21 protein-coding genes are annotated in these 26,987 nt (G+C 59.9%); 13 read left to right on the top strand and 8 right to left on the bottom strand.

Going from position 1 to position 26,987, the window contains the following annotated elements; genetic code table 11:
* The 11 genes from ASD28_RS13420 (at position 1) to ASD28_RS13480 (ending at position 10,836) form a co-directional block, all read left to right on the top strand.
* Complete coding sequence (locus ASD28_RS13420; protein ID WP_056128241.1) at positions 1 to 324, top strand: flagellar biosynthetic protein FliO; 324 nt, start codon at positions 1 to 3, stop codon at positions 322 to 324.
* On the top strand, positions 321 to 1,100 hold the full coding sequence (gene fliP / locus ASD28_RS13425; protein ID WP_082577741.1) for a flagellar type III secretion system pore protein FliP: 780 nt from the start codon (positions 321 to 323) through the stop codon (positions 1,098 to 1,100). Before ASD28_RS13420 ends, fliP begins: the two co-directional genes overlap by 4 nt.
* 182 nt (positions 1,101 to 1,282) lie before the next feature.
* Complete coding sequence (locus ASD28_RS13435) at positions 1,283 to 1,555, top strand: sigma factor-like helix-turn-helix DNA-binding protein (protein WP_082577742.1); 273 nt, start codon at positions 1,283 to 1,285, stop codon at positions 1,553 to 1,555.
* Positions 1,556 to 1,586: 31 nt separating this feature from the next.
* Positions 1,587 to 2,180: a hypothetical protein gene (locus ASD28_RS13440; RefSeq protein WP_156404047.1), complete on the top strand. Its 594-nt coding sequence runs from the start codon at positions 1,587 to 1,589 to the stop codon at positions 2,178 to 2,180.
* A 10-nt stretch (positions 2,181 to 2,190) separates the two neighbouring features.
* Positions 2,191 to 2,583 (top strand): hypothetical protein, encoded by a 393-nt coding sequence (locus tag ASD28_RS13445; RefSeq protein ID WP_056128253.1) that lies wholly within the window; start codon positions 2,191 to 2,193, stop codon positions 2,581 to 2,583.
* A 26-nt stretch (positions 2,584 to 2,609) separates the two neighbouring features.
* A complete protein-coding gene (locus tag ASD28_RS13450) occupies positions 2,610 to 3,758 on the top strand; it encodes a tetratricopeptide repeat protein (RefSeq protein ID WP_082577743.1) in 1,149 nt (382 codons plus the stop codon).
* Between the two features lies 1 nt (position 3,759).
* Positions 3,760 to 4,026: a flagellar biosynthesis protein FliQ gene (fliQ, locus tag ASD28_RS13455; RefSeq protein ID WP_056128258.1), complete on the top strand. Its 267-nt coding sequence runs from the start codon at positions 3,760 to 3,762 to the stop codon at positions 4,024 to 4,026.
* 9 nt (positions 4,027 to 4,035) lie between these two features.
* Positions 4,036 to 4,800 (top strand): flagellar biosynthetic protein FliR, encoded by a 765-nt coding sequence (locus ASD28_RS13460; protein WP_056128261.1) that lies wholly within the window; start codon positions 4,036 to 4,038, stop codon positions 4,798 to 4,800.
* Positions 4,801 to 5,886 carry a flagellar biosynthesis protein FlhB gene (locus tag ASD28_RS13465; RefSeq protein WP_082577744.1) on the top strand — a complete coding sequence of 362 codons (1,086 nt, stop codon included), beginning with the start codon at positions 4,801 to 4,803 and terminating at the stop codon, positions 5,884 to 5,886.
* A complete protein-coding gene (locus ASD28_RS13470; RefSeq protein WP_056128268.1) occupies positions 5,886 to 7,940 on the top strand; it encodes a flagellar biosynthesis protein FlhA in 2,055 nt (684 codons plus the stop codon). Before ASD28_RS13465 ends, ASD28_RS13470 begins: the two co-directional genes overlap by 1 nt.
* Before the next feature lie 2,293 nt (positions 7,941 to 10,233).
* A complete protein-coding gene (locus ASD28_RS13480) occupies positions 10,234 to 10,836 on the top strand; it encodes a hypothetical protein (protein ID WP_056128276.1) in 603 nt (200 codons plus the stop codon).
* A gap of 1,346 nt (positions 10,837 to 12,182) precedes the next feature.
* Here ASD28_RS13480 and ASD28_RS13485 read toward each other — a convergent pair.
* The 3 genes from ASD28_RS13485 to ASD28_RS13495 form a co-directional block, all read right to left on the bottom strand.
* A complete protein-coding gene (locus ASD28_RS13485; protein ID WP_056128279.1) occupies positions 12,183 to 12,977 on the bottom strand; it encodes a hypothetical protein in 795 nt (264 codons plus the stop codon).
* A gap of 74 nt (positions 12,978 to 13,051) precedes the next feature.
* A complete protein-coding gene (locus ASD28_RS13490) occupies positions 13,052 to 13,561 on the bottom strand; it encodes a hypothetical protein (RefSeq protein WP_056128281.1) in 510 nt (169 codons plus the stop codon).
* Positions 13,561 to 14,817: a hypothetical protein gene (locus ASD28_RS13495; protein WP_156404048.1), complete on the bottom strand. Its 1,257-nt coding sequence runs from the start codon at positions 14,815 to 14,817 to the stop codon at positions 13,561 to 13,563. Before ASD28_RS13495 ends, ASD28_RS13490 begins: the two co-directional genes overlap by 1 nt.
* A 162-nt stretch (positions 14,818 to 14,979) precedes the next feature.
* On the opposite strand from ASD28_RS13495, the gene ASD28_RS13500 reads away from it, so the two are divergent.
* A complete protein-coding gene (locus ASD28_RS13500; protein WP_056128286.1) occupies positions 14,980 to 15,225 on the top strand; it encodes a helix-turn-helix domain-containing protein in 246 nt (81 codons plus the stop codon).
* Positions 15,226 to 15,240: 15 nt separating this feature from the next.
* Here the strand turns inward: ASD28_RS13500 and ASD28_RS13505 are convergent, their stop codons facing one another.
* Genes ASD28_RS13505 through ASD28_RS13515 form a run of 3 tightly spaced genes read right to left on the bottom strand, consistent with a single transcriptional unit; the run spans position 15,241 to position 16,645 of the window.
* Positions 15,241 to 15,735: a T6SS effector amidase Tae4 family protein gene (locus tag ASD28_RS13505; RefSeq protein WP_162252933.1), complete on the bottom strand. Its 495-nt coding sequence runs from the start codon at positions 15,733 to 15,735 to the stop codon at positions 15,241 to 15,243.
* Entirely contained in the window at positions 15,732 to 16,154 is a 423-nt protein-coding gene (locus tag ASD28_RS13510; RefSeq protein WP_056128294.1) for a Rap1a/Tai family immunity protein, read from the bottom strand. The genes ASD28_RS13505 and ASD28_RS13510 overlap by 4 nt, the downstream gene beginning before the upstream one ends.
* Positions 16,154 to 16,645 (bottom strand): type VI secretion system tube protein Hcp, encoded by a 492-nt coding sequence (locus ASD28_RS13515; RefSeq protein ID WP_056128297.1) that lies wholly within the window; start codon positions 16,643 to 16,645, stop codon positions 16,154 to 16,156. Before ASD28_RS13515 ends, ASD28_RS13510 begins: the two co-directional genes overlap by 1 nt.
* A gap of 317 nt (positions 16,646 to 16,962) precedes the next feature.
* Between ASD28_RS13515 and ASD28_RS13520 the strand changes: the two genes are divergently transcribed.
* Entirely contained in the window at positions 16,963 to 23,526 is a 6,564-nt protein-coding gene (locus ASD28_RS13520) for a DUF3320 domain-containing protein (protein ID WP_056128300.1), read from the top strand.
* A 94-nt stretch (positions 23,527 to 23,620) separates the two neighbouring features.
* Here ASD28_RS13520 and ASD28_RS31125 read toward each other — a convergent pair whose 3' ends face one another.
* Together ASD28_RS31125 and ASD28_RS13525 are read right to left on the bottom strand one after the other, a co-directional pair.
* On the bottom strand, positions 23,621 to 24,793 hold the full coding sequence (locus ASD28_RS31125) for a UvrD-helicase domain-containing protein (RefSeq protein WP_162252934.1): 1,173 nt from the start codon (positions 24,791 to 24,793) through the stop codon (positions 23,621 to 23,623).
* On the bottom strand, positions 24,786 to 26,438 hold the full coding sequence (locus tag ASD28_RS13525) for an ATP-dependent endonuclease (protein ID WP_056128303.1): 1,653 nt from the start codon (positions 26,436 to 26,438) through the stop codon (positions 24,786 to 24,788). Before ASD28_RS13525 ends, ASD28_RS31125 begins: the two co-directional genes overlap by 8 nt.
* Between the last annotated feature and the right edge of the window lie 549 nt (positions 26,439 to 26,987).

The raw sequence follows: 26,987 nt of genomic DNA on the forward strand, positions 1-26,987 counted from the left end.
ATGACGCAGCAAGGTACCACCGTTCAGCCTGCGATTCCGTTCAAACGGGACGGCGGAAGCGGCGCCGCGCTCGCCTCCTCCGGCGTCGGCGTGCTGATCGTCTCGTTGCTTGTCATCGCCGCGGTCCTCGTGATCCGCAAGCGCCTGCGCATTGGGGCGCCGGCCGGTGGCGGCAAAGCGCTGCTGCAGGTGCTGGAGACACAGCGGCTGGGGCCGCGCGCGCTCGTGTCGGTGATCGAATTCAAGGGAACCCAATATCTTCTGGTGCAAAGCGAGCAGGGCGTCACCTGCGTTGCCAGCGTTCCTGCAGGAGGCCAGCCATGACGGTGTGGCGACGCAGGCCGGGGCCGTTGTTGACCGTGGCGATCGGCGCATGCGCGGCGCTGCTGTTGTGCGGTTCCGCGTGGGCGGCCGATCCGGCAATCAGCCTGCCGGGCATGCAGATCAGGATGGGCGCGGCGGGCAGTGGCGGCGACATGTCGACAGCCGTCAGGATCCTGCTCGGGCTGACGGTGCTCAGCCTGGCGCCCGGCATCCTGATGTCGATGACCGCCTTCGTCCGCATCGTGATCGTCCTGTCGATGCTGCGCCAAGCCCTGGGCATGCAGCAGACCCCGCCGAATACGGTCGTGGTCAGCCTCGCGCTATTCCTGACGTTTTTCACGATGGCGCCCACGCTCGCCCGCATCAATCAGGAAGGGTTGCAACCATATATGGCTGGCCGAATGAGCGCCGAGGCCGCGGTCGACAAGGCTGTGACGCCGCTGCGCGATTTCATGGTGCGCCAGACGCGCGAGCAGGATCTGGCGTTGATGGTCGAGCTGGCAAAGGTCGCGCTGCCTACCACTATCGACGACATCAGCATGGTGCAGCTGGTCCCGGCGTTTATGTTGTCGGAACTGCGGGCCGCGTTCCAGATCGGCTTCGTAATTTTCCTGCCGTTCCTGCTGGTCGACCTGATCGTCTCGAGCGCGCTGATGGCGCTGGGCATGATGATGGTCCCCCCAGCGTCGATTTCGCTACCCCTGAAAATCCTCATGTTCGTGCTGATCGATGGCTGGGACCTGGTCGTCCGGGCTTTGCTGGGTACATTTTCTTGAATCGATGTACACATGTCCTCGACCGAGATCCAGCGCCAGGAGGTGACGCGGAAGCGCGTCATCGGCGAGCGGGTCACGTTGCTGGCGGAGTCGCCGCCGCCCCAAGCCGGGCCCGAGGCGGTATTTGCTCGTCTGGCGGAGCTGGCGGACTGGCGGTCGAGTTTGCGCTGGAGGATTCCGGCATGTACCTTCAGGAAGCGGGGACTTATGCCCACAATACGTATTCCGGTGTCCAATTGCGACAATTGCGCGGCAGGGTGAAGGTGGCGCTCGCCGAGATCGGCGCAAACCAGCGCAGAGTGATCGAGCTGCATTATCTGCAGCATCTTCCATTCGAAGATGTGGCAAGCCGGATGGCGCTGACGCGTGGGCGCATTTCGCTAATTCATAAGGAGGCACTGCACAACCTGCGCGCGCGGCTGACAAAGACCGACGCCATCGATCTGCAATGCTAGCAACGACGCACACATAGCATAGGAAACTACCATGACACACCCTACCTTGAGTATGCTGGACCAGGCCGAGCTGCTTCAACTGGCGAAGAACGCAAGCGACGGCGACGATTCCGCTGCGGCCATCGCGTACCTGAAGGAGGCCGTGTCGCGCAAGGACGCCACCGGGGCCGCGCATTATCTGCTAGGGGCCGAGTATGCCCAAATTGGCATGTACGAGCGCGCTGTCGGCGAAATGGAAAGTGCGCTGGCGCTCGACCCGGCCCTGGCGACTGCGCGCCTGCAGCTCGGTTTGCTGTGGCTGGGCGGCGGCATGGTCGACCGCGCGGAATCTGTGCTGGCGCCACTTGCCGAGCTGCCGTCCGATGACGCGCACCGCCATTTCGGCGCGGGCCTCATCCTCCTCATCAAGAACCGCTTGGACGACGCTGCGGCACGCCTCGAACAAGGCATCGCCCTGAACAGGAGCAATGCACCCCTGAACAACGACATGCGCAAGATCATCGACGAGATCAGCCGCGTGCAAGCCGGCGCGGCGCCGGTGGTGCACGCCGCGGCCGGGGCGCCGGCGGCAGACGATACCCAGCACATTTTGTTGTCGGCCTACACGGGCAACACGACGCACTAGGCGACGGGACATGAGCGCAGCCATCGGCACGACCAACGAGCTGGTATCGGTCATTTGCACCACGCTTGGTGGCGCGGCGCCCGCAGCGCCGCGCCGCGCGCAGGCGCGAGCGAGCGGAGCCAGCAGCTATATGGACAGGCACCTCGCGGCGCTGATCGAAACACGGGTGCAGCAGATCGGGCGCGACGATCCGCAACGTGGGCGCAAAGCCTTTCGCGTCTTCCTCGAAGCAGTCTTGTTGACGCATTTGGGAGAAGAGTTAATGAACGATCCCCGTTTTTATCAAGTACTCGACGACGTGCAACATGTGCTGGAATTAGACGCGTCAAGCGCTCCGCTGGTCAAGCAAGCAGTCGATCAGTTGTTGTCGAAGCAATCCCAAGAGGCGCCTCCGCGGCGCTAATCACATTTATTCAAACAGGACACTTTATGCAGGCAGACGCAGCAACCCAACAGGACTTGAACGCCCGACTGACACGGGTCGAGGGTTACCTACGGTCCGATCCGTTCAACATCGAACTGCTGGGCATGGCCATCGATCTCAGCCTTGCCCTCGGCGACGCCGGGCGTGCGGCAGCCCATGCCGCCTCGGCGCGCGAACGCCATCCGTCCAACCCGTTCGTCGAGTACCGTTACGGCCACACCCTGATTGCGCAAGGCAAGTGGGCCGAAGCGGCGCCATTGTTCGCCGCCCTGCTGGAGGCACACCCGCATGTCAACGTAGCGTACAGCCTGGCGGATTGCCAGTTGCGCGAAGGCGAGTACGCCGCTGCGCTGGACACGCTGGCGCCATTTCGGGACGATCCGTCGTTGCCGCCTGAAGCGATCACGCTGATGTTGCGCGCCATGCATCACCTGGGCGACTTCGAAGGCGCTTCCGTGCTGGTGGAGGCGCACAAAGGCCGAATGGGCAACGACGTCGACTTCCTGGCCGCGGCAAGTTTACTGCACCTGGACAATGGCCAAGTTGAGCAGGCGGCAGCCCTGTCGGAGCGTGTGCTTGCGGGGGGCCAGCGTCCGGTCGAAGCGCTAGTCACGAGCGGAACCATCGCGCTGGCGCGCACGGACACGGACCTGGCGATCGAACGTTTCAACGAGGTCCTTGCCAACAATCCATCTGAAGGCCGCAGCTGGTCGGGGTTGGGGACGGCCAGTCTGCTGCGGCGCGACCTGCCGGGCGCCCGCGCCCAGCTTGGGCATGCCGTGCGCTTCATGCCGACCCATATCGGCAGCTGGCACGCGCTGGGCTGGTGCCAGCTGTTCGAGTCCGAGTACGCGGCTGCCGAACAGTCCTTTTCGATCGCGCTCGAGCTCGACCGCAACTTTTCCGAGAGCCACGGTGCGATGGCTGTCGTAGCCGCCTACAAGGGGGCGCGCGACTCGGCGAAACAGGCCATCGGGCGGGCGTTACGCCTGGATCCGACGTGCCTGTCGGCCCGCTACGCACAAATGGTGCTCAACGGCCAGACGTCGGATCCCGAGCGATTCAAGGCCATTGCCTATCGTTTCCTCGCGGGGCGCAAGACCCTGTCGGGCGAAGCGGTCACGGACGTGGTCGAACGGATGCTGAGGCGCTGAGATGCGGTCGGATCTCGCGCTCCAACTCCTGTCGGACTTGTTGTGGAATGCCCTGCTGATCTCGGCGCCCCTGCTGGCGGTGACGCTCGTGATCGGCCTCGTGGTCAGCGTGCTGCAGGTCGTCACGCAGATCCAGGAGGCGTCGCTCACGTTCATCCCCAAGATCGTCGGCGCGGTCATCGTGCTGGTCGTTTGCGGGTCGTGGATGCTCAAGCGCCTGGTCGGTTTTTCGGCGAACGTCATCGCCAACATTCCTTCGTATTTCTGAGGGCGTTCGATGTCGATCGAAATCGATCCCGCCTGGATGATGACGGTCTTCCTGGTGTCGTTGCGGGTCGGCGTACTGCTGCTGATGTCGCCGATCTTCACCGCCATCGACGGTCTCGTGACGGTGCGCGTCCTGCTGACGCTCGTGCTCAGCGGGATGCTCGTCTCCGCCATGCCGTTGCCGGCCGCGCCGGTAACACTGTCGATCGGCCCGGTGATCGTCGCGGCGCTGCAGGAAGCGGCCGTCGGGGTCACGCTGGCGTTCGGCGTCATGGCCGCGTTCGGGGCATTTTCGATGGCCGGCGAAATCCTCGACATCCAGAGCGGCTTCGGCCTGGCGAGCGTCTACGACCCGGTCACGCGCGGCGGGGCGCCCATGTTCGCGACCATGCTGAACATGCTGGGCGTGGTCGTGTTCTTCAGCATGGACGCGCACCACGCATTCATGCGCGGGATTGCGTTTTCGCTGCAGCACGCCGCGCCGGGCGCCGGCTTTGCCGCATTCCAGCCGGACGCCGTCGTGCGGATGTTCGGCCTGATGTTTTCCCTCGGCGTCGCGCTGATCATTCCTGTGATGCTGTGCCTGCTGCTGGTGGAAATCGGACTCGCCGTCGTATCCCGGGTACTGCCGCAGATGAACGTGTTCGTCGTGCTGGTCCCCGTCAAGCTGGCGGCGGGCGTCATCCTGTTCGCGCTGACGGTGCCGTTGCTGGGTTCCCCCATGGGCAGGGTGTATGCGGCCATTTTTCAATTCTGGGAACAGGTGCTGACGTAAATGGCAGAACGTGATTCGGATCTCTCGGAAGACGCGACTCCCTACAGGCTGGAGAAGGCGCGCAAGGAGGGATCGGTGGCCAAGAGCAATGACTTCATCGCGATGGCGATGATGGCCGCGCTGGTGGTGTCGCTCTACGCAACCGGATGGGACGGTCTGCGCCGGCTGCTGCGCATGCAACAGCGGATTCTCAGCCAGGGTGCCGCGCGCCCGATGAGCGTGGACGCCACCGCCGCCTGGATGGGCGAGCTGGCCATCGGGATGCTGGGCCTGCTTGGGCCTTTTCTGCTGGCGCTGGTCGTGACCGCGGTGCTCCTCAACCTGATGCAGACGGGCCCCGTCTTCAGTTTTCATCCGCTCAAGCCGGACCTGACCCGGCTCAATCCGATGAACGGCGTCAAGCGCGTGTTTTCCATGCGGACCGTGTTCGACACCGTCAAGAGCGTGATCAAGCTGGCGGTGCTGGGGGCGCTGTTGTACGTGCTGATCAAGGACGCGATTCCCGGCCTGATCGGCCTGTCCGGTGCGGAACCGCGGCGCTATCTGGCCGTGCTGCTGGCCCTGGCGGCCGGCATGCTGGTCAAGATCGTGCTGGCGCTGTTCGTGATCGGCACCCTGGATCTGATGTTCGCGCGCTGGGAATACGCCAAGAAGATGCGCATGAGTAAGCGCGACGTCAAGGACGAGGCCAAGAACCGCGACGGCGATCCGCGCATCCGCGCGCGCATCCGCGAACTTCGCAAGGAAATGCTCAAGCGCAGCAAGTCGATGGCAAACGTGCCGAAGGCCGACGTGCTCATCACGAATCCGACCCGTATCGCCATCGCGCTCACGTATGACCATGGCAAGTCGGCTGCGCCGCTGGTGGTCGCGAAGGGCGCGGGCGACATCGCGCGCAAGATGCGCGAAACCGCGCAGCGCCATCAGATTCCGATCGTGCAGAACCGGCCGCTGGCGCGAGCCTTGTTCCGGGAAGTCGACTACGAAGGCTATGTACCGGAAAAGTGGTATCCGCAGGTCGCAAAGATCATGGTGTGGGTGTATTCAATGCGCGAAGCGAAACGCGCTGGACGAAAGGCAAGCTGATGTTACGTCGTATGTTTTCCAATAATTCGGACCTGGTGATGGTGATGCTCGTGGTGGGCATCCTGACCGTATTGTTCGTTCCCATCCCGTCCGGCCTGCTGGACTTTCTCATCCTGGTGAACGTCAGCTTTGCGATGCTGATCCTGCTGCTGACCTTCTATATGGGCAGGCCGGTCGAGTTCTCGACCTTTCCCTCTCTGTTGCTGATCGCCACGCTGTTCCGGCTGTCGTTGAACGTCGCGGCCACCCGACTGATCCTGACGGACGCGAATGCGGGCCGCGTGATCGGGGCGATCGGTTCCTACGTCATCGGCGGGAATTACGTCATCGGGATGATCGTGTTCCTGATCCTCGTCGTGGTGCAATACGTCGTCGTCACGAACGGCGCACAACGCGTCTCCGAGGTTGCCGCGCGCTTCACGCTGGACAGCATGCCGGGGCAGCAAATGAGCATCGATGCCGATCTCAACATGGGATTCATCGACCAGGAGGAAGCCAAGCGCCGCCGCAAGACGCTGGAAAAGGAGACCGGCTTTTATGGCGCGATGGACGGGGCCAGCAAGTTCGTCAAGGGCGATGCCATTGCCGGCATCGTCATCCTGCTGATCAACATCGTCGGCGGCCTGGTGATCGGCGTGATGCAGATGGGGATGCGGTGGGACGAGGCGCTTCACACGTTCACCTTGCTGACGGTGGGCGACGGCATCGTCACCCAGGTGCCGGCACTGGTCATTGCCGTCGGCACGGGTATCATCGTCACCCGCTCGGCATCCGACAGCAACCTGAGCGCGGAAGTGTTGCGTCAGATGACGACATTTCCGAAGACGATGTTCATCGTGGCGGCGGCATTGTTCGCCATGCTGTTCCTCCCAGGCATTCCGTCATTGCCGGTTCTTGCGATCATCGGCGTACTGTCGGGTGCCGGTTACTTGGTACGGCGCAAGGCCAGTGGCGACGAGCCGGTACCTGCCGCTGCCGATTTCGGCAAGGATGTCGCTCCGGCCGCCGTCGGCGAGTCCAACCCGTACGACATGCTGAAGGTCGAGCCTGTCGAAATCCTGGTGGGAGCGAACCTTGCACCCTTGGTCAGCGGCGACGAAACGATTTTCATGGAACGGATCAGCGCCATCCGCAAGCAGTACGCGCTCGAATCGGGCATGGTCCTGCCGCGCGTCCGTTTCCGCGCCGCCCAGGCACTTGGCGCGAATGCGTACGAGCTGAACGTGTTCGGTGTGCTGGCGGGCCGCGGAGAGATCATGTCCGACCGTATCCTGGCCATTCACGCCGGCGGCGAGCCGCGTCCGCTCAAGGGCATCGAGACCAAGGAGCCGACTTATGGCTTGCCGGCAGTTTGGATCGAGGAGTCGGAGCGGGAACTGGCGCGCGCGTCGCGGTACACGCTCGTGGATGCGGTCACGGTGTTCATCACGCACCTCAGCGAAGTGCTCAAGCAACAATCGGCCATGCTGCTGACCCGGACGGAAACCGACCGCCTGTTGCAGCGGATTCGCGATCAGCAGCCTGGACTGGTCGAGGAGCTCGTTCCGACCATCGTCTCCATCAGCGACATCCAGAAGATTTTGCAGAACCTGTTACGTGAAAAAGTGTCGATCCGGAATCTCGAATTGATCCTGGAAACGCTCGCCGACGTCGGCAGGAACAGCAAGGATCTGGGATACCTGACCGAGGTCATCAGGCAGAAGCTGGGGGCGGCGATCTGCCAGTCGCTGCTGGGAGACCTGCCTGCACTTCATGTGTTGACGCTCGATCCGGATATCGAACAAAACCTGACGCAGAGCCTGCGCGAGGCGGAGTCGGGGGCTGCGCTCGTCGTCGAGCCCCGTCTCGCCGAGCAACTGCTGAACCGGCTGGCGACACACGCCGAGCGTATGATGAAAAGTAATATGCTACCGGTCCTCCTTTGTTCGCCGGACCTGCGACGTCATCTGCGCCTGCTATGCGAGCGCGTTATCCCCCATATGCGGATCATTTCGATGGCCGAGGTTCCGAATTCGATCAGCCTGAGAGCGTACGCGACGGTGAGCATGGTTTGATTAGGGCCGCCGTTGACTTGGACAGCGAGGTCCCAGTTCCTTGCAAAGTGCTGCTGGGGCGCGTATGCATTTGCGGTGAACGATACTTAGCCGTTCGGTCGGGTGGACAAGGTTGCCAGACGCGGCATCGGCGCGACCTCGAGGTATCGCCGTTCCAATTGATTGAACGCTCGCGGCTTTGCAGCAGGCGTTCGGCCCAAGGCAACCTTGGCCGACCGATAGCCGCCAGCATGCAATAGCGCGAACATCTGAAACACCTCGCACGCTCGTGCCGTGAATATTATGGGGATTCGCCGTAACGCGACGCGAATCATGCGGGTTACGCTCGTTGGAGAGGCGCTGCAAGTCAGTCTTTCCATCGAGGTTCCACCTGAGGGCTGTCTTCTCTTTTCGTAGCAAGTCCTTTCTGGCTCCAGCCATGTCCCGGCAATGGTTGCGCCCGTACGGGCGAACGCCGTCCGCCGAGCCACGGCGTAACGGGGGGCGTTTTACGCCGCGCGTGCTGCCCCTGGGCGCGCGCGGCGGGAATCCTGTTCGGCACGAATGCCTGGGGTCTTAAAAATGTGCATTTGATTCGGGGCTAAATTTCTTCGGCCTACCGAATCCCCGTTTGACCGGGTCCACGCTGCGCGAGGCAACGTGGTGAACGGTACACAGACCGTTCGGTGGATAGTTTCGTACGTGGGTCGCCGCCGTTATCCATGGCCCCTCCCACCAGGGCTCCGACGACTGCATAGCAAGGACGACGAGGCCGGGTCTCTGGGACCGCAGCTCAGGTCGCACCGCATGAGCGATGACGCGCTACGCATTGACTCACGTTTCCTCTAGGGATAGCAAAAATCACCGCCGGTCTGGCCGGCAGGCGGCAGGGTCTGGCCCCGCCTCGCAAGATGGCTGCGTCGGTCTGGCCGCGCAGCCGCTGTTCCCAACCCGGACCCCGGGGGGAGTTCAGCACAGGATCGTCGCATCGAACGATGCCACGGAACGTCGTCCAGTCTGGCCGGAACGACGAGGCATACCACGACTGCGGCATGCGGATACAGGCACGACAAAGGCGAACTGTCGCACCAGGGACGGAGCGGATCGGGCCCGCTTTCGCCACCACCAGCGCCGCACCAGGGCGGCCGAATACTCAACATAGATGCGGGTATCGACCGCAACGCCACGACTTCCGGTCCAAGGACCGCGGGCAGGTGGAGCCCAGTGAGACACGTAAAGAATAGGCGCGCGTCGCCGCCGCGTCAAGTGCACGAGCTCACGCGAATCGTTGCGTTTTATCGCGTTTTTATGTTTCCCCCCGCGATTTCCGGCTGATTTTCACTCTGAGCCAGAAGCTCAGGATTGGCCTCTGATTTCGGCGCCAAGTTTATGGTCGACGCCGCAGGCATCGCGATTGAACGCCCGTTCATTTCAAATTGAACCCGGGATGAACTCAAAGTGCATCAGGCAGCGCTGGCGCGCGCGAAACTGGTAGTTCGGACCTGACGATTGAATCGCAGTTCAATCGCAGTTCATTCGTCGAGAAGCGCTCCAGCAGAGAAATGATCTCGGGTTCAACTCGGGTTCAGTTCAGCTATCGCAACAATTGCGAGTACCGACAGATGCCATGGCCAGCCGCGAACGAAAGCGCCGCGTTGGCTTCGTTTTCAACGGAATAAACACACCACCTGAGCCGATCGCGCGCGCCGTCGGGCGACAGTTTTTGGTGAGATCGGGGTGACACTTCAGCCCGGGCCGAGGCCGTCATACGGTCCTCTTTCGACAGGCGCGTGGAGGTTCGGAGCGATCGCTTTGTGTCCCGTGAACTCGCTGGCGATGACCCTTTCCGGCAACAGGAACACGACGGCCGGCAACAGTACGACCGCCGTCTCGCCTCTGATGTACTCCTGGAGCACCTCGGTTTCTGACGTCTGGGGCAAGTCGACGTCCGCGGACGGGCCTTCATGGCCAAGAGGCGTCAGCAATACGCGGAAGGGGGAGGGCGGTCCGGCAGCGGGAGAACTACTAACGGCGGGCCATGCTTTTGCCAGGAGCCTCGCTATGTCACGCAACCGGAACTGGTCGGTTCGACGCACCGGCCCTTCATCCGCGACTCGTGCGATGTCGGGATACAGTGTTTCGATCGTCTAACGCAAGCGCTGCGCAGTTGTCCGCATAACCAGCGCGCCGGCCGCGACCTGGGTGTCGAGAACATCTAGTAGATCAAACCGGCGAGGAAGCGTCGTGGCAGGCGTTCATCCGGACGATCGAGAATTTCTACACGCTCGGCGGCGACAAATTCTACGCGATCGGGATGCCGGTCTACGAAGGCCTGACGGCGCTGAACCGGGCCAACCGTCCGGGCGACCACGCGAAGCTGCTGGCGCTGTTCGAACGGCACGGGCGACACATGGCGGAAACCGGCGCGCGCTACCCGGACATGGAAGTCAACTACGAGCAGTCTATCGTTGCGCCCGCGGCCATCTTCCTGCTCGAGCTGCATCGCGCGACAGGAGAGGCCCGCTGGCTGGCAGCCGCGAAGCCGCACCTGGCGCTGCTGGAACTGTTCAGCGGCCGGCAGCCAGATCATCACCTGCACGACATCGCCATCCGCCATTGGGACGGTTACTGGTTCGGCAAGCGCCTGTTGTGGGGCGATACTCTCCCGCATTACTGGAGCACGCTGACGGCGGTCGCGTTCCATCATTACGCCAGGGCAGGCGGGGGCGCGGCCTACGCCGACCGGGCTGAAGGCATCATCCGCAACAACCTGTCGCTCTTCACACCAGACGGCCGTGGTTCCGCGGCGTACATCTATCCGATGTCGGTGAACGGCCAGAAGGCCCGCGTGTACGACCCGTATGCCAACGGCCAGGATTGGGCGCTGGTGCATGCGTTGCAGATCAGGGAGACCTGATCGGTACGTTCTGTCGTTTTGTCAAAGCTAACCCTCCTGCGAGTAATGGACGTGGTTCGGCATCGCCCCTCACGGGCGAGGGCCGTCCGCCGAGCCACGGCGGAGCGGGGGGGCATAGGGCGTCGCGCACGGTGCCCCGGAGCTGGGCGCGACGGGATAAGGCCGGCCATGCGGCCGCGGGCGTCTTAAAAATGTGCATATAACAAGCCGCCGAATTTCTCCGGGTCGACCTGCTCCCGCGTACGGGAACCACGCCACCATGGTGGCGCGGGTGAACGGGCACATCCCGTTCGTCGGATGGGTTTCGCGTGCTTCATCGTCCTTATCCATGACCCCGCCCATCGGGGTCGGACGTCGGTGCCGCTGACAACGCCGCCTGGCCTCTCGGGCCATGACGGTCGTTGCACCGCTCACGCGGTGGATCGCGACGCCTCGAAACACGTTCCTCTGGGGATGGGACAAGTCGCTGCCGGTCGAGCCAGCAGACGCCGGAGTCGAGCTCCGCGCGCTGAATGGGCTGCGTCAGTCTGGCTGCGCGCAGCCGCTGCCATCTGTACCCGAGTCTGGGCGATGGCACGACCAAGGGCCGCATCGTCGAGCAATGCGGGATGGACGCCGTCCGGTCGAGCCGGATCGGCAGGGCACACCGGCATGCCGGCGCACACACAGGGGCGAGAATGGCGAGTTCTCGCCGCCAGGACGACGCAGGTCGAGCCCGCTGCCGTCGCACTGACTGGCCGCTCGGGGCGGCCGTGATGCGTTCATTCATGCGGGTGACGACCGCAACGCCAGCCTGCCCCGAAGGGCTATCGGGCGCTGGACCCGGTATGACGTACCGACAATACGACCGAGCGGACTTCGCGTCAAGCGGTTTGCGCAAGCAAGAATTCCTTAAATGATCGGGTTTTTATGTTGTCGCGCGCGGTCCACCTCTTTTTTCCTTCTGATCACGGAGCAGGGAGAGGGCCTCTGTTTTTCGTGCTCGTCTAACCGTCAAGTCAGCCGGCGCACCTGAATTGAAACCGGCTTCAATCCGTCGGGGGCGCGATGTCGTCGCAGAGGCCTGGAGTGAAGGCTTGGCCCGCGTCGCGGCGGGCTTCGTGGACGCTTGTGATGGTCTATAGTGGCGTAGCATCGATGGCGAGAGGGCCGGTCACTGCGCCAATTCGTTTGGTATCGAGTGTCGACCACCGCAGCATCGCGCGGACGAACGCCCCCGTGAACAGCGCCTCCGAAGTCGCGCGAGAGATATGAATATCGATGGTATTGGCTACGCGTGTTCGCGAAACGTGGCTTCGTGTCACTTGGCCGATCACCCCATTGCAGGCAGGTGCAGCCCAAAGCCGCTAGTCTGGTAGCTCACGTTCGAGTGCGAACCGTTCGATCAGGGTACAGACGGTCGGCGCAATTCCTATATGCTCGGGGTACTCTCTGGAGATGGCAAGCGCCGTGAACATGAACACGATGGCGGGCAGCGCGACAACGAATTCCGTGTCGTCGACCGGGGCGTGGAATGTCTCGAGCTGCATCGCGTCGAGGCTGCCAACGTCCATGTACGGACCTCCTCGGCCAATTGGTGCCAGCAAGGCGAGCGTCGGGATGACGCGATCCAGCAGCGGCAGTTCATCGGGCGGGATGCCCGCATGGTCACGTGCCAGGAATTCAACGATGGAGCTGCACCGGAACAGGTCGGCTCGATGCTCGAACGCTTCGCTACCGGACCTTGCGACGTTGTGATACTGCGCTTCGATCAGCGTGCGGCAAGCCTGTCGTGCTGTCGCCGGCACCAGCGAGCCCGCCATAGCCAAGACATCGAGACCTTCCTGTAATGCGCGCGCGCCGCAAAAGCGATTGTGGTCGGCGGCGGCCACGTCGGATTTCTCAAGCGTGAAGCGCACCCAGAGGTAAAGGAACTGGAGATATTGCTCGCACAAGGCGCGAAGTAACGTGTTGAATGTATAGCCGTTACCAGACTCGAGTATATCGAGCATGGCCTCTTTCAGACTGTTGGTCCGGGCGCAGAACGACAGCATCGCGCGGTAGGTGTCGGGATACGTCGTCGTTGCGATGCGACTCGACAATACCTTGAGATGTTCGTCGACGATGTTGCTGATGTGGGTGTCGATGGTACGCGCTCGCACTTGATGCCTCCAACGTCATGGGTATAGTTGCGCGGATCTTATTTTCGACATCGCCGTGCGCGGCCGGTTCGCCGTCATTGTTCTTCGAAGACTTCCGCCATGGCCAGAACCTCGGCTTCTTTCCCTTTTTCCAGCGCTTGTAGCGGCGTCAGGCCACCGAGGGAGAACCGCGCGCTCGTGAAGAAGAAGTGTTTGGCAGCGCCCGGCAGACTGCCCAATGCCCTGCAGACAAGCTCGACTGACAGGCGAGCGGGTGATGGGTCCGCGAAAAAAGCGGGATATACGGCCACAGCGTCGGGGTCGTGCAGCGCGTAGAAGCGCTTTGCTCTCACGGCACCACTTAACGCCTGCGGCGAAATCTGCAAGAGAGCCCGCAACTCCGGACCTCGCAACAGTTCGTGTGAAGCCAGCTGCTCGCGGCGGTACTCTGCCTCCTCCCGAACCAGGGTCGCGACAAAATCTGCCGTGGTGACGCGGTTTTTGCGGCTATCGACCGAAGGCGACTTCCTGGCGGCGGGTGCGTTTCGATTGGTCGCGCCGGAGCTTTGGCGAGAGCGACCATTCTTGTGATTTGGAGTCCCCATCAGTTCCTCATCGCGGCAGGTTCCGTCTCATCCTTGACGCCAAGTTGACGCTGGACGTGAGCGGCTACCTCTTTCCCTTTCAGTGTTTCGAACGAGATGTCGCCGTCTTTAAGCACGTTGTCCAGCAGGACAGTAGTCAGCCAGGGCTCGGTCGCAGGTGAAGGGCGGCGCCACGGGTGAATCGGCTTACCGTTCGCAAGTCGATAGTCTGCCGCGCGACGTAGGCTTCCCGCCACCATGCTGTAGATTTCCTGACGTGTATATCCTCGTCGCTGGGAGAGCGCCGCGAGGTCCTTCAGCGTGTAATGGATGATGTTACAGACCTGGCCAATCGAAAGACGGTCCAGGCAGTGCCGGATGGACGCCGCAACTTTGGACGAGTAGAGGCCGGGCTGGCAGAACCTGTAGCCCATGCATTGGTGGATGAAATACTTCTGGCACTCGCTTTCTGCCACCAGATACCAGAGTTCCTTGACCGCTTGCGGCTCGGGATGGTCCATGCGGTCGGACAGCACTGCGAAGATGTCGTCCAGCGACCGGCCTGCAATATCGGGAGCGAGCACCCATCGGCTCGTGCGTAAATTGATTGTCCCTGCACCAGTTGCCTCATCGAGTCTGGTGTGATTGGCGATTGTTGCCGGAGCCGGAACTAGTATCTTGTTGGCATAAAGTTGCGTGTAAATTTTTTCCGCGAGCTCATGAGTTGCTGCAAGCGCGAACGTCAGATACTCGAGTGACGGGATCGCTTGGTTGGTTCTACCTACATCCGCGGCCACGAGTGTCGCGTACAGGAAGCATGACTGCATATAGCTCAGGTGGGCAAAGTCGATCGGCTCGGATTGATCACGCATTCCTTTCGATCCATACGTCATGCGGTCATGACGCTGTCGCTCGGCACAGAGGGACGCTTTCTGTTTTGCTGCAAGCGCTGCGGCGTCGCAGGAAGCACATTGCGGCGGCGTCCATTTTGCCTCCCATCCCAGCAGTGATCCAGTCGCCGGCGAATAGTCCCTGCGCGCGCCGACTTCGATTGCCGTCCCACAGGCATTGCATCGTAGATGGGGGAGGTAGGCACGGCACGCAGATTTCAACATCCTGATCATCTCGACGCGACTCAGCCCCGCGTCGCACTGCAACGCGGTGTAAGGCTCGGCCCATTTCCCTGAATCGTCGATAGACCAATATCTCAGGCAGAGCGAATTATTGGTTTCGCTATCGGTAAGGAAACATACAAAAGGTGTGCGATCTTGGGGCATGTCGTGAGCTGGAGCGGAGGAGTGCTGATCGGCACCGTTTGGCGGAGCTCGACGGCAAAGGCTAAAAGGCCTTTCGATAGCATACTTGAAAATGATGACTATAGTCCGAAGACGTGATGATACCGCAGAGCCATCATTTCTCCCAAATATTGGGAGAGATCTTTGGATCCTGGGTTGGCCTTTGGGAAAGTGTTACGCGCGGTAAGACGAGAGGTCGGCCTTACACAGGAGCAGCTTGCCCACGCGGCGGAGATCGACCGGACGTTCGTCAGCCTGATCGAACGTGGGGAGCGCCAGCCGACGGTACGCGTGATTTTCCGGCTGGCCGAGGCTTTGCGCGTGACGCCGTCACGACTGATCGAGCTGACAGAAGGGCAAGTGGGGCACGAGGTTCGCGAAGGGCCGTGACGCCTTGGGTTACGTCTATTGCAGCACCCAGAACCAAACTTCGCGAGAAGACCAATAGCAGCCGGTCGCCATCCCATCGATTTCGTTCCCGCAGCGCAGATAGCTCCCCCACCGGTCCCGGGACACGATGGCGATGTGTCCCTGCGGCCGGTCGTCGCCATAGATGCTGAAGAACGACACGATGCCGCGCCGGTTGCCGACCGCGTCCTCCGCTTTCGGACCGCTGTCGAACTTTTCGGGCTGGCCGAGCTGGCGTACCAGCCAGTTGCTCAGCTTGTGCTGACTGGTCTCGATGGAACGGCCCTTGTACTTGCCTGCCTTGATCGGCCACTTGCCCGGATTCGGGTAGCCTGCGCCGAGCAAGGCCAGGCTCAGTCGGATCGCGCATGTATTGTAGAAGTTCGGATTGTTGATGTTCTCGGGATACCCGATCCACTGGTAGAGCTCTTCGCGGCCGATGTTGTCCGTGTCGGGGAAGTGCATCCTGAGATTGGCGAAAGGGACTTTCAACGCTTGCTCCGTTGTTCGGCAGGGCAGGGCCATCTCGTCCGCCAGACCTCCACGATGAGGTCGGCGGCGTTCCGCTTGAGTTGGGTATCGGACATCTGTTGCAGCGCACGCCGCGCGTCCGCTTCGAGCTCGTCCGGGGCGGGCTTATACCTGGCGCTCCAGCACCACGCTTTGCCTTCCGTAGCATCGTGTACGCCCTGGATGAAGCCGCGGACGAATTCTCGATTGCGCGCGTCCTCGTATTCGGCAGCGATGGCTCGGGTACGGAACGGGCTTTCCGGCGTCCACTTGACGGCCGCGGGGTCCACGTTACCCAAGAGCTTGACCAGACGTTGACCCGTCATCCACGGCGTGACGTCCGCTGGCTGCGCGTTGCACGCGCCCGCGAGCGCGAGTCCGATAGCGATAAACGCGCGCATCAGGCGACCTTGTTCGCGGCCAAGTCCCAACCTCCAGCCGTGTTGCCGCTCGCGCCGCCGGCAATCCGCTGCTGGGTGTACTTCCATTTGACCTTGGAAAACTTCAATCCCAGGCTTTCGACCGGTATGTCACCACCCGTGAACGCCGGCGCGATGTGTTCGATGAGTACGTTCTCGAGCTCCACCTCGAAGTACTTGATCGGCTCGCCGTTACCATCGGCGCGCATCATCTCGAGCTTGGCTTTCGGAATGGTCTTGCCGCAGGCGCAGGTCTGCGCCAGGAGCGGCGACGCGAGGTCGACCAGCTTGCTGATGCTAATCTCGCTGAGTTCGGCGCGCTCGGCGGTATGGCCGCCGCTGGTTGACGCGGTCGCGCTCTTGGGTTGGTGGATGGCCCAATTGATCGATGTGCACTCGATCCAGCCAGCGTGTTTCGAGTCCGCTGACTCGCCCTTGATGCCGTCTAGTTGCAGGTAAAAATCTGATGCCATGCTGCCTCCGATCGATCGTGAGAGGGCTATTCTTGCAGCAGCAAAGGCACTATTCGTTGGCTGAAATCACATGTCCTCACTGTGGACTTCGTTGTAAATATGTCCAATGTGCAAAGCTGTTTTTTCCCTGACGTTCTAATGAATGTCACCTTCCGCAGGGTGTGCGAACCGTTACAAGTTCTGAAACGTAACATTCTCGTGAGAATTGGTGAATAATTCCAGCCGATCAATATGTTACCGTCGATCACGGAAGATTTCCGCGACAGACTATGCCTGCGGATTAGCTACTAGTTCGATTCGTAGATCGGGGGGACAGCGTGGAACAAGCAGAAGACCTGGCGGAGACGCCCGCCACGACGGTGGTCGAACATACGGTTCGGGTATCGAGCGCCAACAAGCTGAACCTGGCTGACTTCCAGAACTCGGTGCCCCTCCTGCGTGAGCTGGTCGTGGTGAACGACAGCGAGAAGGAGCTCTCCCAGCTGCAGTTACGTCTCGAGTCGTTCCCACCATTCCTGAAACCGAAGAGCTGGTCGATCGACGTGTGCGATCCCAAGTCGCATTACGGCATCAAGGACCTCGACGTGCAGCTGGACGGCGTCCTGCTTGGCAAACTGACCGAAGCCGAGACGTCGACTATCACGTTCACGTTGATCGAAAAGGCGGGCACCGCGGATGAGCGGGTGCTCGTGACCGAAGAACGCAAGGTCGAACTTCTGCCGCGCAATCAATGGGGTGGCCTGTCCCATCTGCCGGACCTGATCGCGGCGTTCGTTCAACCGAATGAACTGGCCATCGACCGCCTGTTGAAACAGACCGCCGAGGTACTTCGCAAAGCAGGCAAGAGCCCCGCATTGGACGGCTACCAAGGCGGCGCGAAGCGGGCGTGGGAACTGAGCTCCGCACTATGGACCGCGATTGCGGGCTTGGGCCTGGACTACGCCCTGCCTCCGGCCAGCTTCGAGCATCGAGGCCAGAAGGTGCGCAGCTCTTCGCAGGTGTTGGACGCCCGTATCGGCACGTGCCTCGATCTGACGCTTCTGTTTTGTTCGGCCCTCGAGCAGGCGGGCCTGAACCCTATCATCATCTTTACGAAGGGGCATGCGTTTGCCGGCGTCTGGCTGCGCAAGGAAGAGTTCTCGACTGTCGTCGTGGACGACGTGACCGCCATTCGCAAACGGGTCAGGCTGAAGGAACTGGTCTTGTTCGAGACCACCTTGATCACCCAGCGACCCGCGCCGTCGTTTACCTATGCGACGGAGTTCGCGAGCGCGGCGATCTCGGAAGAGAGAGAGGAAGAGTTTGAACTCGTCGTCGACATCCGGCGCGCGCGCATGCAGCGCATCAAACCGCTCGCAAGCGGTGACAGTCAGGTCATCGCCCCGCCGAGTGACGACACGATCGAGGCGACTGCAGCGGTGTTCGACGACGGCGCTCCCGATCTGCCCGACGACGACGGACCAGCGGCCGATGTTCCGGCGATCGACCCGAAGGACCGGCTCGCGCGGTGGCAGCGCAAGCTGCTCGACCTTTCACTGCGCAACAACCTTTTGAACTTCAAGAGCGGGACCAAGTCGATACGCCTCGACGCTCCCGAACCTGGCGCGCTGGAAGACGTGTTGTCCGACGGCGCACCGATCCGCCTGCTGTCCCGGCCCGATCTGATGGACGGACGCGATCCACGCAACCAGGCCATTCACGAGCAACGATCCCGCGAAGATGTGCGTCGTGCCCATGCGCTCGACGCGCTCAAGCGACGCGAAGTATTCGTCAGCATGGAAGAGAAGGTGCTGGATACCAGACTGGTAGAGCTGTACCGCGATGCCAGGACCAAGCTGCAGGAGGGCGGCGCGAACACTCTGTTCCTCGCGCTCGGCTTCCTGAACTGGACGCGCGACGACAAGGCCGCGCAGAAGTACAAGGCGCCACTGATCCTCATTCCGGTGTCGCTGCACCGAAAGAGCGTGCGCTCCGGTTTCACGATGTGCCTGCACGAGGACGAACCGCGGTTTAATCCCACGCTCGTCGAAATGTTGCGTCAGGATTTCAACCTGAACCTGGGTGTCGTCGACGGCGACCTGCCGCATGACGATGCTGGACTCGACGTCGCGCTGATCTGGAAGACCGTCTCGCATGCGGTGCGCGACATCAAAGGGTGGGAAGTCTCCGACGAGGTGGTGCTGGCTTCGTTCTCGTTCGCGAAATACCTGATGTGGGTGGATCTGGCGCAGCGTACCGACCAGCTGCGCCAGAATCCAGTGGTGCGTCACCTGATCGACACGCCGCGCGAATCGTATCCGTCGACGGTGGCGTTCCCGCTCGCCAAGCAACTGGATGCGGACTTCACGCCGGACGCGACATTCTGCCCGCTGCCGGCGGACTCCTCGCAGTTGTCGGCCGTCATGGCCGCCTCAAAGGGTAAGGATTTCGTGCTGATCGGGCCGCCCGGCACCGGCAAGAGCCAGACGATCGCCAACCTCATCGCCCAATGCCTGGCCGAGGGCAAGCGGGTGTTGTTCGTGTCGGAGAAGATTGCGGCGTTGGATGTCGTCTACCGCCGTCTACGCGAGGTCGGCCTTGGCGAATTCTGTCTCGAGCTTCACTCCAGCAAGGCGCGCAAGCTCGATGTGATCACCCAGCTGCAAAAGGCCTGGGAAGCGCAGGGCGATGTGGACCCTGAAGAGTGGCGTGCGCAGGCCGGCAAGCTCAAACGGTTCCGCGATGACCTCAACGGATACGTCGACCGCCTGCACCACCGACATCGGAACGGGCTCACCATCTACAAGGCAATCGGGATCGTCGTCGACGGCGACGACGTACCGAAGCTCGACCTGGCCTGGGCCAGTGCGGATACGCATGACCATATCCAGCTTGACGCATTGCGCGAGCTGGCCGGCCGGCTTGAGGTCAATGCGGAAGCGGTGGGCGCCGACGAGCTCCTCAAGGGACCGTTGAAGGCGGTGGGGCACGCCGAATGGACGCCGACGTGGCAGCAAACGTTCATTGGCGCAGCGCGGGCTGTCGTGCCTGCCGCCGAGGCGCTGCAGCGCGCAATATCGGCCTTCCAGGACGCGACCAATCTGGCCGGGCTTCCGACCAACCGGCGCGCGCGCCTCGCGATCGCGGAACTGGTACGGAGCCTGCCCGATGCATTCGGCCATCGCTGGAGTTTCGTATTCCGTCCCGACGTACGCGACTTGTTGGGTCGTCTCCGTGAGGGATTCCAGCTCGTTGTTCGGCATCGTGAACTGACCGTGCAGATTGCTCCTGCCTGGCCGGAATCGGTCGTCGCCCGGTGCAAAAAGGCGCTCGCATTGTTGGCAGAGCGTGAGCGCGTGTTTGGTGAAATCAGCAAACCGTGGTCATCGGATATCGCGGCGGAGCTGAATAAAGGGCTGGGGCTCCTCGATGAGCTGGCCACGGCCGACAGCAGCTTGTCGGTGCGGTACGGCGAGCCGGTCGATCACCTCAACGTCCATCAGCTGCAACGCGGCTGGGCTGAGGCCGAGCGCAGCGTGTGGCCGTTGTCCGCGATTCGCAAGCGCCAGCTCGCCAAGACACTGCAGGATTGCGTGACCGGGGCGGGCGATGTCGATGTCGCCAAAGATTTGCCTTTGCTAGTCCGGATCCGCGAGCTGAAGACCGAGATCGGAAAGGTCGAGATCGGACCTGTGACCGAAGGTATCTGGGCCGGTTTGAAGACGCGCCCGGAATTTGTCCGTACCGCACTCAGGTTCCAGGAGGCAGTGGCGCAGGCGCGCCGGCGAACGGCCTGGACCGATCAGGGATTCGAACCGCTCGAAAATGGACGTTGCGGACACGTGCTCGCCGCTGAATTGACGCGCCTGCGCACCTTGCGCGCGTTGGATGCGGAGATCGCAGACATGCAGCCGCTGTCGCTCGACACGGACGGGCTATGGAATGGCCATTCGACCCGGTCGAACCTGCTCGCCGCGGCGATGCGGTTTGCGAGCGCGCTCCGCGATATCCAGGAGGCGGGTGCAATCCACGGCGAGCACGATGAAGTGGCGTCGTCAGAATGCGGACCGACACTGGCCGCGGATTACCAGCGCTTGCGGCAGCGCGCGGTCATCGAAGAGAAGCTGCACACCTTCGATGATCTGCGATCACTCACGGGTGGCACGTGGGCCGGGCTGCAAACCAATGAGGCCGCGATCGACCGTGTGGCATCGTTTCACGCCACGCTGTCGATAGCGATCGCCAATCTCGCGGAGACACCGGAAGACGCGTCCGTGCTGCGGCAGGCCTTCGAACAATTGGTCGTCGACGGCAATACGTCGCTGGATCCATCCGGACCCTTCGCCGATGTGGCCAAGCGCTACGTCGCCGCCCAGGCCGCGCTGCACCCAGTGCTCGGCAATCTGTGCACGGCCGGGACGTTCAGCGAGGGCGTCGCCATGCATTTCAACGACTTGCCGTTGGACGACCTCCTGACGTGCTGCCGGCAGATCGTCGCGGCGGAACCCCGTCTCAGGTCATGGTGCGCCTGGCGGAAGGTGCGTCAGGAAGCGCTGGCGCTTTCGTTGGCGCCGTTGGTTGATGCTATGGAGACCGGTGCCGTACTGCCGTCGGAGGCGCTGAGAGCCTTCGAGACCAACTACAGCCGCTGGTGGCTGAACCGGGCCGTCGACAACGAACCGGTCATCCGCAACTTCGTCTCGGCCGAGCACGAAAAGCGCATTGGCGATTTCCGTGCGCTCGACAGACAGTTCACCGACGTGACGCGCGCCTGGGTGCGTGCGTCGTTGTGCGCCGGGATGCCCAAGGCCGAAACAGTGGCCCGTACTTCGGAGTGGGGCGTCCTTCGCCTCGAGATCAACAAGAAGCGTCAGCACATGCCGCTCCGTGAGCTCATGAAGAACATCCCGAATGCGCTCACCAAGCTGACGCCCTGCCTGTTGATGAGTCCACTCTCGATTGCCCAGTACCTGGCCGCGGACGCCAGCCCATTCGACGTGGTCGTGTTTGACGAGGCCTCGCAGATTCCGGTATGGGACGCGATCGGCGCCATGGCGCGCGGTAAGCAGGTTGTGATGGTCGGCGACCCAAAGCAGCTGCCGCCGACCTCCTTCTTCGATCGTGGGGAATCCACTGCGGACGACGAGGATGTCGAAGGAGACCTGGAAAGCATCCTCGACGAGTGCATGGGAGCGAATCTGCCAACGATGAACCTGGCCTGGCACTACCGAAGCCGCAACGAGTCTTTGATCGCATTCTCTAACCATCGCTACTACGGCGGCGGCCTGGTCACGTTCCCATCGCCAGTCACCGAAGACCGCGCCGTCAGCTTCCAACACGTGGAGGGTGTGTACGAGAAGGGTGGGGCGCGTATCAACAAGCCCGAAGCGAAAGCGCTGGTTGCGGACATTGTCGCCAAGCTCAAGTCGCCGACCTTTAAAGAATCGAAACTGACCATCGGCGTCGTTACTTTCAACACCGAGCAGATGCACCTCATCGAAGACTTGCTCGACGAGGAACGCCGCAAGGATCCCGCACTGGAACCGTACTTCTCGGAGATGGAACTCGAGCCGCTGTTCGTGAAGAACCTGGAATCGGTTCAGGGCGACGAGCGGGACATCATCTACTTCTCGATCACGTATGGCCCCGACCTGACAGGGGCGGTATCGATGAACTTCGGTCCGATGAATAAGGATGGCGGCGAGCGCCGGCTGAACGTGGCCATCACGCGCGCGCGGCAGGAGCTGCGCGTGTTCTCGAGCCTGAGGGCGGAACAATTCGATCTGGCGCGTACTCCGTCCGCCGGCGTACGAGACCTCAAGCACTTCCTGGAGTTCGCCGAGCGTGGTCCGCGCGCGCTGGCTGAGGCCACTAAAGGCAGCCTGGGCGGATTCGAAAGCCCGTTTGAGGAAGCCGTGGCTGCCGCGTTGGCGTCGAAGGGCTGGCGAGTACAAACGCAAATTGGCGCATCGTCCTTCCGCGTTGACCTTGGTGTCGTTCATCCCGACGCGCCGGGGACGTATCTGTGTGGTATTGAATGTGATGGGGCGACCTACCATCGTTCGGCGACGGCGCGCGATCGCGACATGCTGCGTGAGCAGGTGCTGCGCGGACTGGGGTGGGAGATCGTGCGGATCTGGTCGACGGACTGGTGGATTGATCGGACTGGGACGCTCGAGAAAGTGCATGCTGAGTTGGAGCAATTGCTTGAGGTCAGCCGACAACTGCGTAATAAGGTGAAGGAGCGCGAATCGGCGGAGACTGAGGCCAGAGAAGCTATCGCTAAAGCTCGGGCTGAAGCGTGTGCGAGCACGGCAACCGTCGATTTGCCTGGTACAGTTCCGGGAGAGTTGCGTGCCGTCCGAAGTGAAAATATGTCGGACAGAACTTTGCCCCCTACTGGCCAGTTCGAGTTTGAGTTGCCGCACGTGACCACAGCGGATGCCGATGCCTTTTTCCACCCGTCCTACGAGGTTCAGTTACGCCAAATGGTCACGCAAATTGTCGGGATCGATGGTCCTATACGAGACACCGTGCTAGCGCGCCGCATCGCTCGTGCACATGGCTGGCAACGGACGGGGACTCGGATCCAAGAGCGTGTTTCGTCGATTGCTCATTCTTGTTTGAAATCGACGGAGGAGGAAGTTGGAGTGTTCTTCTGGGCGAATGATAGAGGGCCAGAGATTCCTATTCAGTTCAGTGGGGAGTCCGAAACTGGGCGGAATGTAGACGAGATTTGTATGCCAGAGCTGATATCGCTAGCGAAACTGGTAATTAACGAAGGGAAGATTGGGGATGGAGCTGTGGTCGCGATGGCAAAAAGGCTCGGGATGCATCATGTGAGAGCCACGAGTCGCAGACGCTTAGAACATGCGCTCCGGATTGCGCAGCAAAATGACTAGTTAGATCAGCCGTTCGGTTTATCTTTGAGAAAGATGGGGCGACGTTCTGTTCTCCCATCTGCCTAACCAAAATATCACGTAAAAACTGCACGGTTCAGTCAAGCTGTTCGTCTGCCATGTCAATCGGATTCCACGTTGGAATATTGCATGCCGACGCGACAGTGTCAGGAACGATTAGCGCTACGCTATACTTAGCTCGAGTCAAGGCCACGTAGAATCTGTTGCGTGGCTCTTCAGTTTTTCCGAGTCCGAATGCAGTTGCATCGCCCTGTAGAAATTTCAAGTGTGAACTGGTTGGGATTATCGCTGTTCTAGTAAATCCAAGTCCTTTCGACTTTCCAAAAGTCATCCTCCGCAAAGAGAGGTCATCATATTCTGTTCCGGATTTCACGCTGTGGCGCAAGAGGACTGGCTCGTAACGGTTAAGATACAGGCGCGCATCACTTTGCTTGACTACAAATACGCCCTGGTGATGCTTAAACTCTTCAGGGGCTACGACATGGGAAACCAGCGTAGGGTAACCTTCCGCAGCGTGCAACCGGCCAGCATAGTCGCAGATTTGCTGAATTGAGCGGTACGATTCAGTCATCTCCTCGCGGATAAACTTGAGTTTTTCTAAATAGCCGACTTTCTCAACACTGCTGCTGGGTTTTTTAGTGGTGCAGGCGGTTTCGTAGATGGTCTGTCTGAAGTCGCCGACGCAGGTAATAAAAAACCTTTTGCTTTTCGTAAGCAACGAGAGCACTTCAAAGTCCCACCCGACCATGTCTTGGCACTCATCAAAGTACAGATTGTCATAAATGTCGCCCAAGCGGCGAACGGGAGCGCCTTTTGTCTCTTTGATCACGGCACAGGCAAGCTTGGCTAGAAGTGCCGAGTGCGCTTTGGTCTGGCATGGTGTTAGATAATATAGAGGATTGTATGCGCCGTCTGCTAACCGCTCCGTGCGCCCAGCGATGTTTTTGCCATTCCTCTTATGCGGATCAGAGTCATTGAGAATAAAGCCTTCGATTCGTTTCGAAAATAGAGCTCGTTGATACGGCCGAATGATCTCATCCAGATAAAAAGTAAGAAGGCCTTTAACTGTAAAGGAGGGATGTGCACCTCGATGCCTTAGCGAAAACCGACTATAGACTTCTCGCTGATTGTTTTCCGTATAGGTGAGCACAAGGACACGTTTCGAGGAGTTCAGTAGTGGCATCGCCTCAGTTACGATTCTCTCCGTCTTACCCGTCCCTGCGCCGGCGAAGACAAAAATGTTAGACAAAATCGAAGGCTCCGGTAAGGTAGGCGGGATATGTAATGATCGTCTTGCTGTCGAAAATTCGCATGGCAGAATCTACCTTTTTTTTGCCGCTCCCAGTCGGGCCGCCGAACCAATCTCGAAGAAACTTCGTTTTCTCCGTCAAATCGGGCTCTTTATTATATTTGTTGTAAGTTTCCGTTGAAAGAATTATTTCTGCGAACTTGTCAAGATTTGCAATGCTGTCGTTATGCGCCGCAATTAGCGCCGGCTCTAGAGAGTTTTGATCATTGTCCTTAGGCGAGAGTATTTTAATGTGCGGATAGCTTTTATACTTGTCCTGATAGAACTCGATGTTTGTTTTGTAGTCGCCATCATTGTCCTTCAGTGCGTGAGTGCGCACCCCGATACGTTTGATAATCTCTAGATAGGTTTCGAAGCCGAGTCCACGTACTACAATGATCTCGATTCCGTTATCCTCTGGTATTTTGCCATGTTTGTCGAAATAAAGTTTTTTAAGAATTAGTTCGTCTGACGGTCCTTCAACTAAGATAACTCTGTCGGCTAATACTGCGCGCAAAGTGTCGTAGCCAGGGAGACGCTTGATCTTGGTTGCGATAGCAGGGTCGATGTCTTTAAGGCGGATAAAGTCTGAGCCGACTAGACATAATTTCGATATGCTCAATTTGTTGAGAACATATGAGCTGTGTGTGCTAATGAAAACCTGAAGTCCATTCCTGTTCTCGTCGATGTAATTAATCAAGCGAGTTAGGTTCATGTGTGAAACGTGATTCTCTGGTTCCTCTAGTAGGATGAAATTTACCAGTTTTGCTTTGTTTTGTATGGCCAACTTGATTTGGATCTGGTTTTGTTCTCCTTTTCCGATCAAGGGGAATGCGACATCGTTCACAGCTAGTTGTAATGATGTCTCAATCCCTCGGCTGGCAGCAATGTCGGCAATGATCTTTAACGTGCCGTTGGTGATCGTTTTGTCGCTACCAAGACTTTTGTTAATTTGACTAACATGTTGCTGTTCGTCAAACACATGTTTCAGTTGACGATAGTCGAGATTGAGATGGGCAAGTTCGTCTTTGCTTAAAGCAGAGGTGAGCAGCGTGGCAATATACTGATTTTTTCCGTAGGTCGGGTGCAGGCGAGAGGGATCAATTAGAAGTGACTTTGTTTTTCGACTAAGAGCTTTAATAGGATTTCCTGCGAAATCATGCCATTCGATCTTGAAAAACTCGATTGGAACGCTTCGGATATTATTGTGGTCTTTGACTAATTCTTCGTATTTCCCCAGAAGGTCCAAATCAAAGGCGACCTTGAGCGAGATACCTTGGGCGTCTTCTGTCAGAGAGTTGTTGGTGCCTCTGTATTCAGGTATGCCATCGATAAATGCTTCGATTAGCATTTCTGGTAGGGATGTATGTTTAAAGTCGCCGGCTAGATACCCTAGGGTAGCTTGCGCATTGATCAGTTCGGCCACCGTTTCCAATATCAAAGGCTTGCCACGGAACGTGCAATTAGTCACCAGTTCGATTGCCTCGAGAATTGAGCTCTTACCCATTGCATTGTCGCCGACAAGGATGTTAACGTCGTCGTTGAACTCGAAGACTTTATTGCCAAACTTCTTGAAGTTTTTGGTAATGAGTTTCTTTATGATCATGGTGATTGCTAAATTGAAATATTGTACAGCGTACCTGATTTCTTCTGGCTAGAAACTATCGCAATGTAACTGTTGCTCAAATAGAGTGCGCGCTAAGCCGCGCAGGTCCCAGTAAGGTTCACGAGCAGTATCGTTGGGGTTCATGTGGGTCAACAATGTGTCATGTTGCTGCCCTATTTCTTCATTACGTGACACATGAGCTACCGGATGGCAAAGCGAGGTATGCTGTTCATCACAAGCGCCGACGTTGCCTTCGGTGAAGAGGCATCGTACCGATGCGTTGAATTACAGCGTCGCACGACATCCAAGATTAGCCAACATTTTTGGGGGCCGATTTGGGGGCACGATGAGAGTGCCAGGCCGAGAAAACCCAGAATACATGCGGCTTCGCGACCATATTGGGACTCCCACCGCCTCCGCCAGAGATTCAAAGAAAAAGCCCCTGGAAAATGAACTGAACCCCAAAAGTTGGACACCAACTTTTGGGGTTTTTTCATGACGAAGTACGATGAGCGGTTCAAGCTCTCTGTAGTTCAGCAATACTTGGAC

The sequence above is a fragment of the Massilia sp. Root133 genome (assembly GCF_001426525.1).
GTDB classification, from domain to species: domain Bacteria; phylum Pseudomonadota; class Gammaproteobacteria; order Burkholderiales; family Burkholderiaceae_D; genus Telluria; species Telluria orientalis.

What these genes read in the sequence shown, in the direction of transcription:
- ASD28_RS13445 (WP_056128253.1), top strand. Translation starts at nt 2,191, where the DNA reads ATGAGCGCAGCCATCGGCACGACCAACGAGCTGGTATCGGTCATTTGC.
- ASD28_RS13435 (WP_082577742.1), top strand. Translation starts at nt 1,283, where the DNA reads ATGTACCTTCAGGAAGCGGGGACTTATGCCCACAATACGTATTCCGGT.
- ASD28_RS13460 (WP_056128261.1), top strand. Translation starts at nt 4,036, where the DNA reads ATGTCGATCGAAATCGATCCCGCCTGGATGATGACGGTCTTCCTGGTG.
- ASD28_RS13450 (WP_082577743.1), top strand. Translation starts at nt 2,610, where the DNA reads ATGCAGGCAGACGCAGCAACCCAACAGGACTTGAACGCCCGACTGACA.
- ASD28_RS13420 (WP_056128241.1), top strand. Translation starts at nt 1, where the DNA reads ATGACGCAGCAAGGTACCACCGTTCAGCCTGCGATTCCGTTCAAACGG.
- ASD28_RS13495 (WP_156404048.1), bottom strand. Translation starts at nt 14,817, where the DNA reads ATGCCCCAAGATCGCACACCTTTTGTATGTTTCCTTACCGATAGCGAA.
- fliP (WP_082577741.1), top strand. Translation starts at nt 321, where the DNA reads ATGACGGTGTGGCGACGCAGGCCGGGGCCGTTGTTGACCGTGGCGATC.
- ASD28_RS13490 (WP_056128281.1), bottom strand. Translation starts at nt 13,561, where the DNA reads ATGGGGACTCCAAATCACAAGAATGGTCGCTCTCGCCAAAGCTCCGGC.
- fliQ (WP_056128258.1), top strand. Translation starts at nt 3,760, where the DNA reads ATGCGGTCGGATCTCGCGCTCCAACTCCTGTCGGACTTGTTGTGGAAT.
- ASD28_RS13515 (WP_056128297.1), bottom strand. Translation starts at nt 16,645, where the DNA reads ATGGCATCAGATTTTTACCTGCAACTAGACGGCATCAAGGGCGAGTCA.
- ASD28_RS13510 (WP_056128294.1), bottom strand. Translation starts at nt 16,154, where the DNA reads ATGCGCGCGTTTATCGCTATCGGACTCGCGCTCGCGGGCGCGTGCAAC.
- ASD28_RS13525 (WP_056128303.1), bottom strand. Translation starts at nt 26,438, where the DNA reads ATGATCATAAAGAAACTCATTACCAAAAACTTCAAGAAGTTTGGCAAT.
- ASD28_RS13470 (WP_056128268.1), top strand. Translation starts at nt 5,886, where the DNA reads ATGTTACGTCGTATGTTTTCCAATAATTCGGACCTGGTGATGGTGATG.
- ASD28_RS13480 (WP_056128276.1), top strand. Translation starts at nt 10,234, where the DNA reads ATGCCGGTCTACGAAGGCCTGACGGCGCTGAACCGGGCCAACCGTCCG.
- ASD28_RS13465 (WP_082577744.1), top strand. Translation starts at nt 4,801, where the DNA reads ATGGCAGAACGTGATTCGGATCTCTCGGAAGACGCGACTCCCTACAGG.
- ASD28_RS13440 (WP_156404047.1), top strand. Translation starts at nt 1,587, where the DNA reads ATGACACACCCTACCTTGAGTATGCTGGACCAGGCCGAGCTGCTTCAA.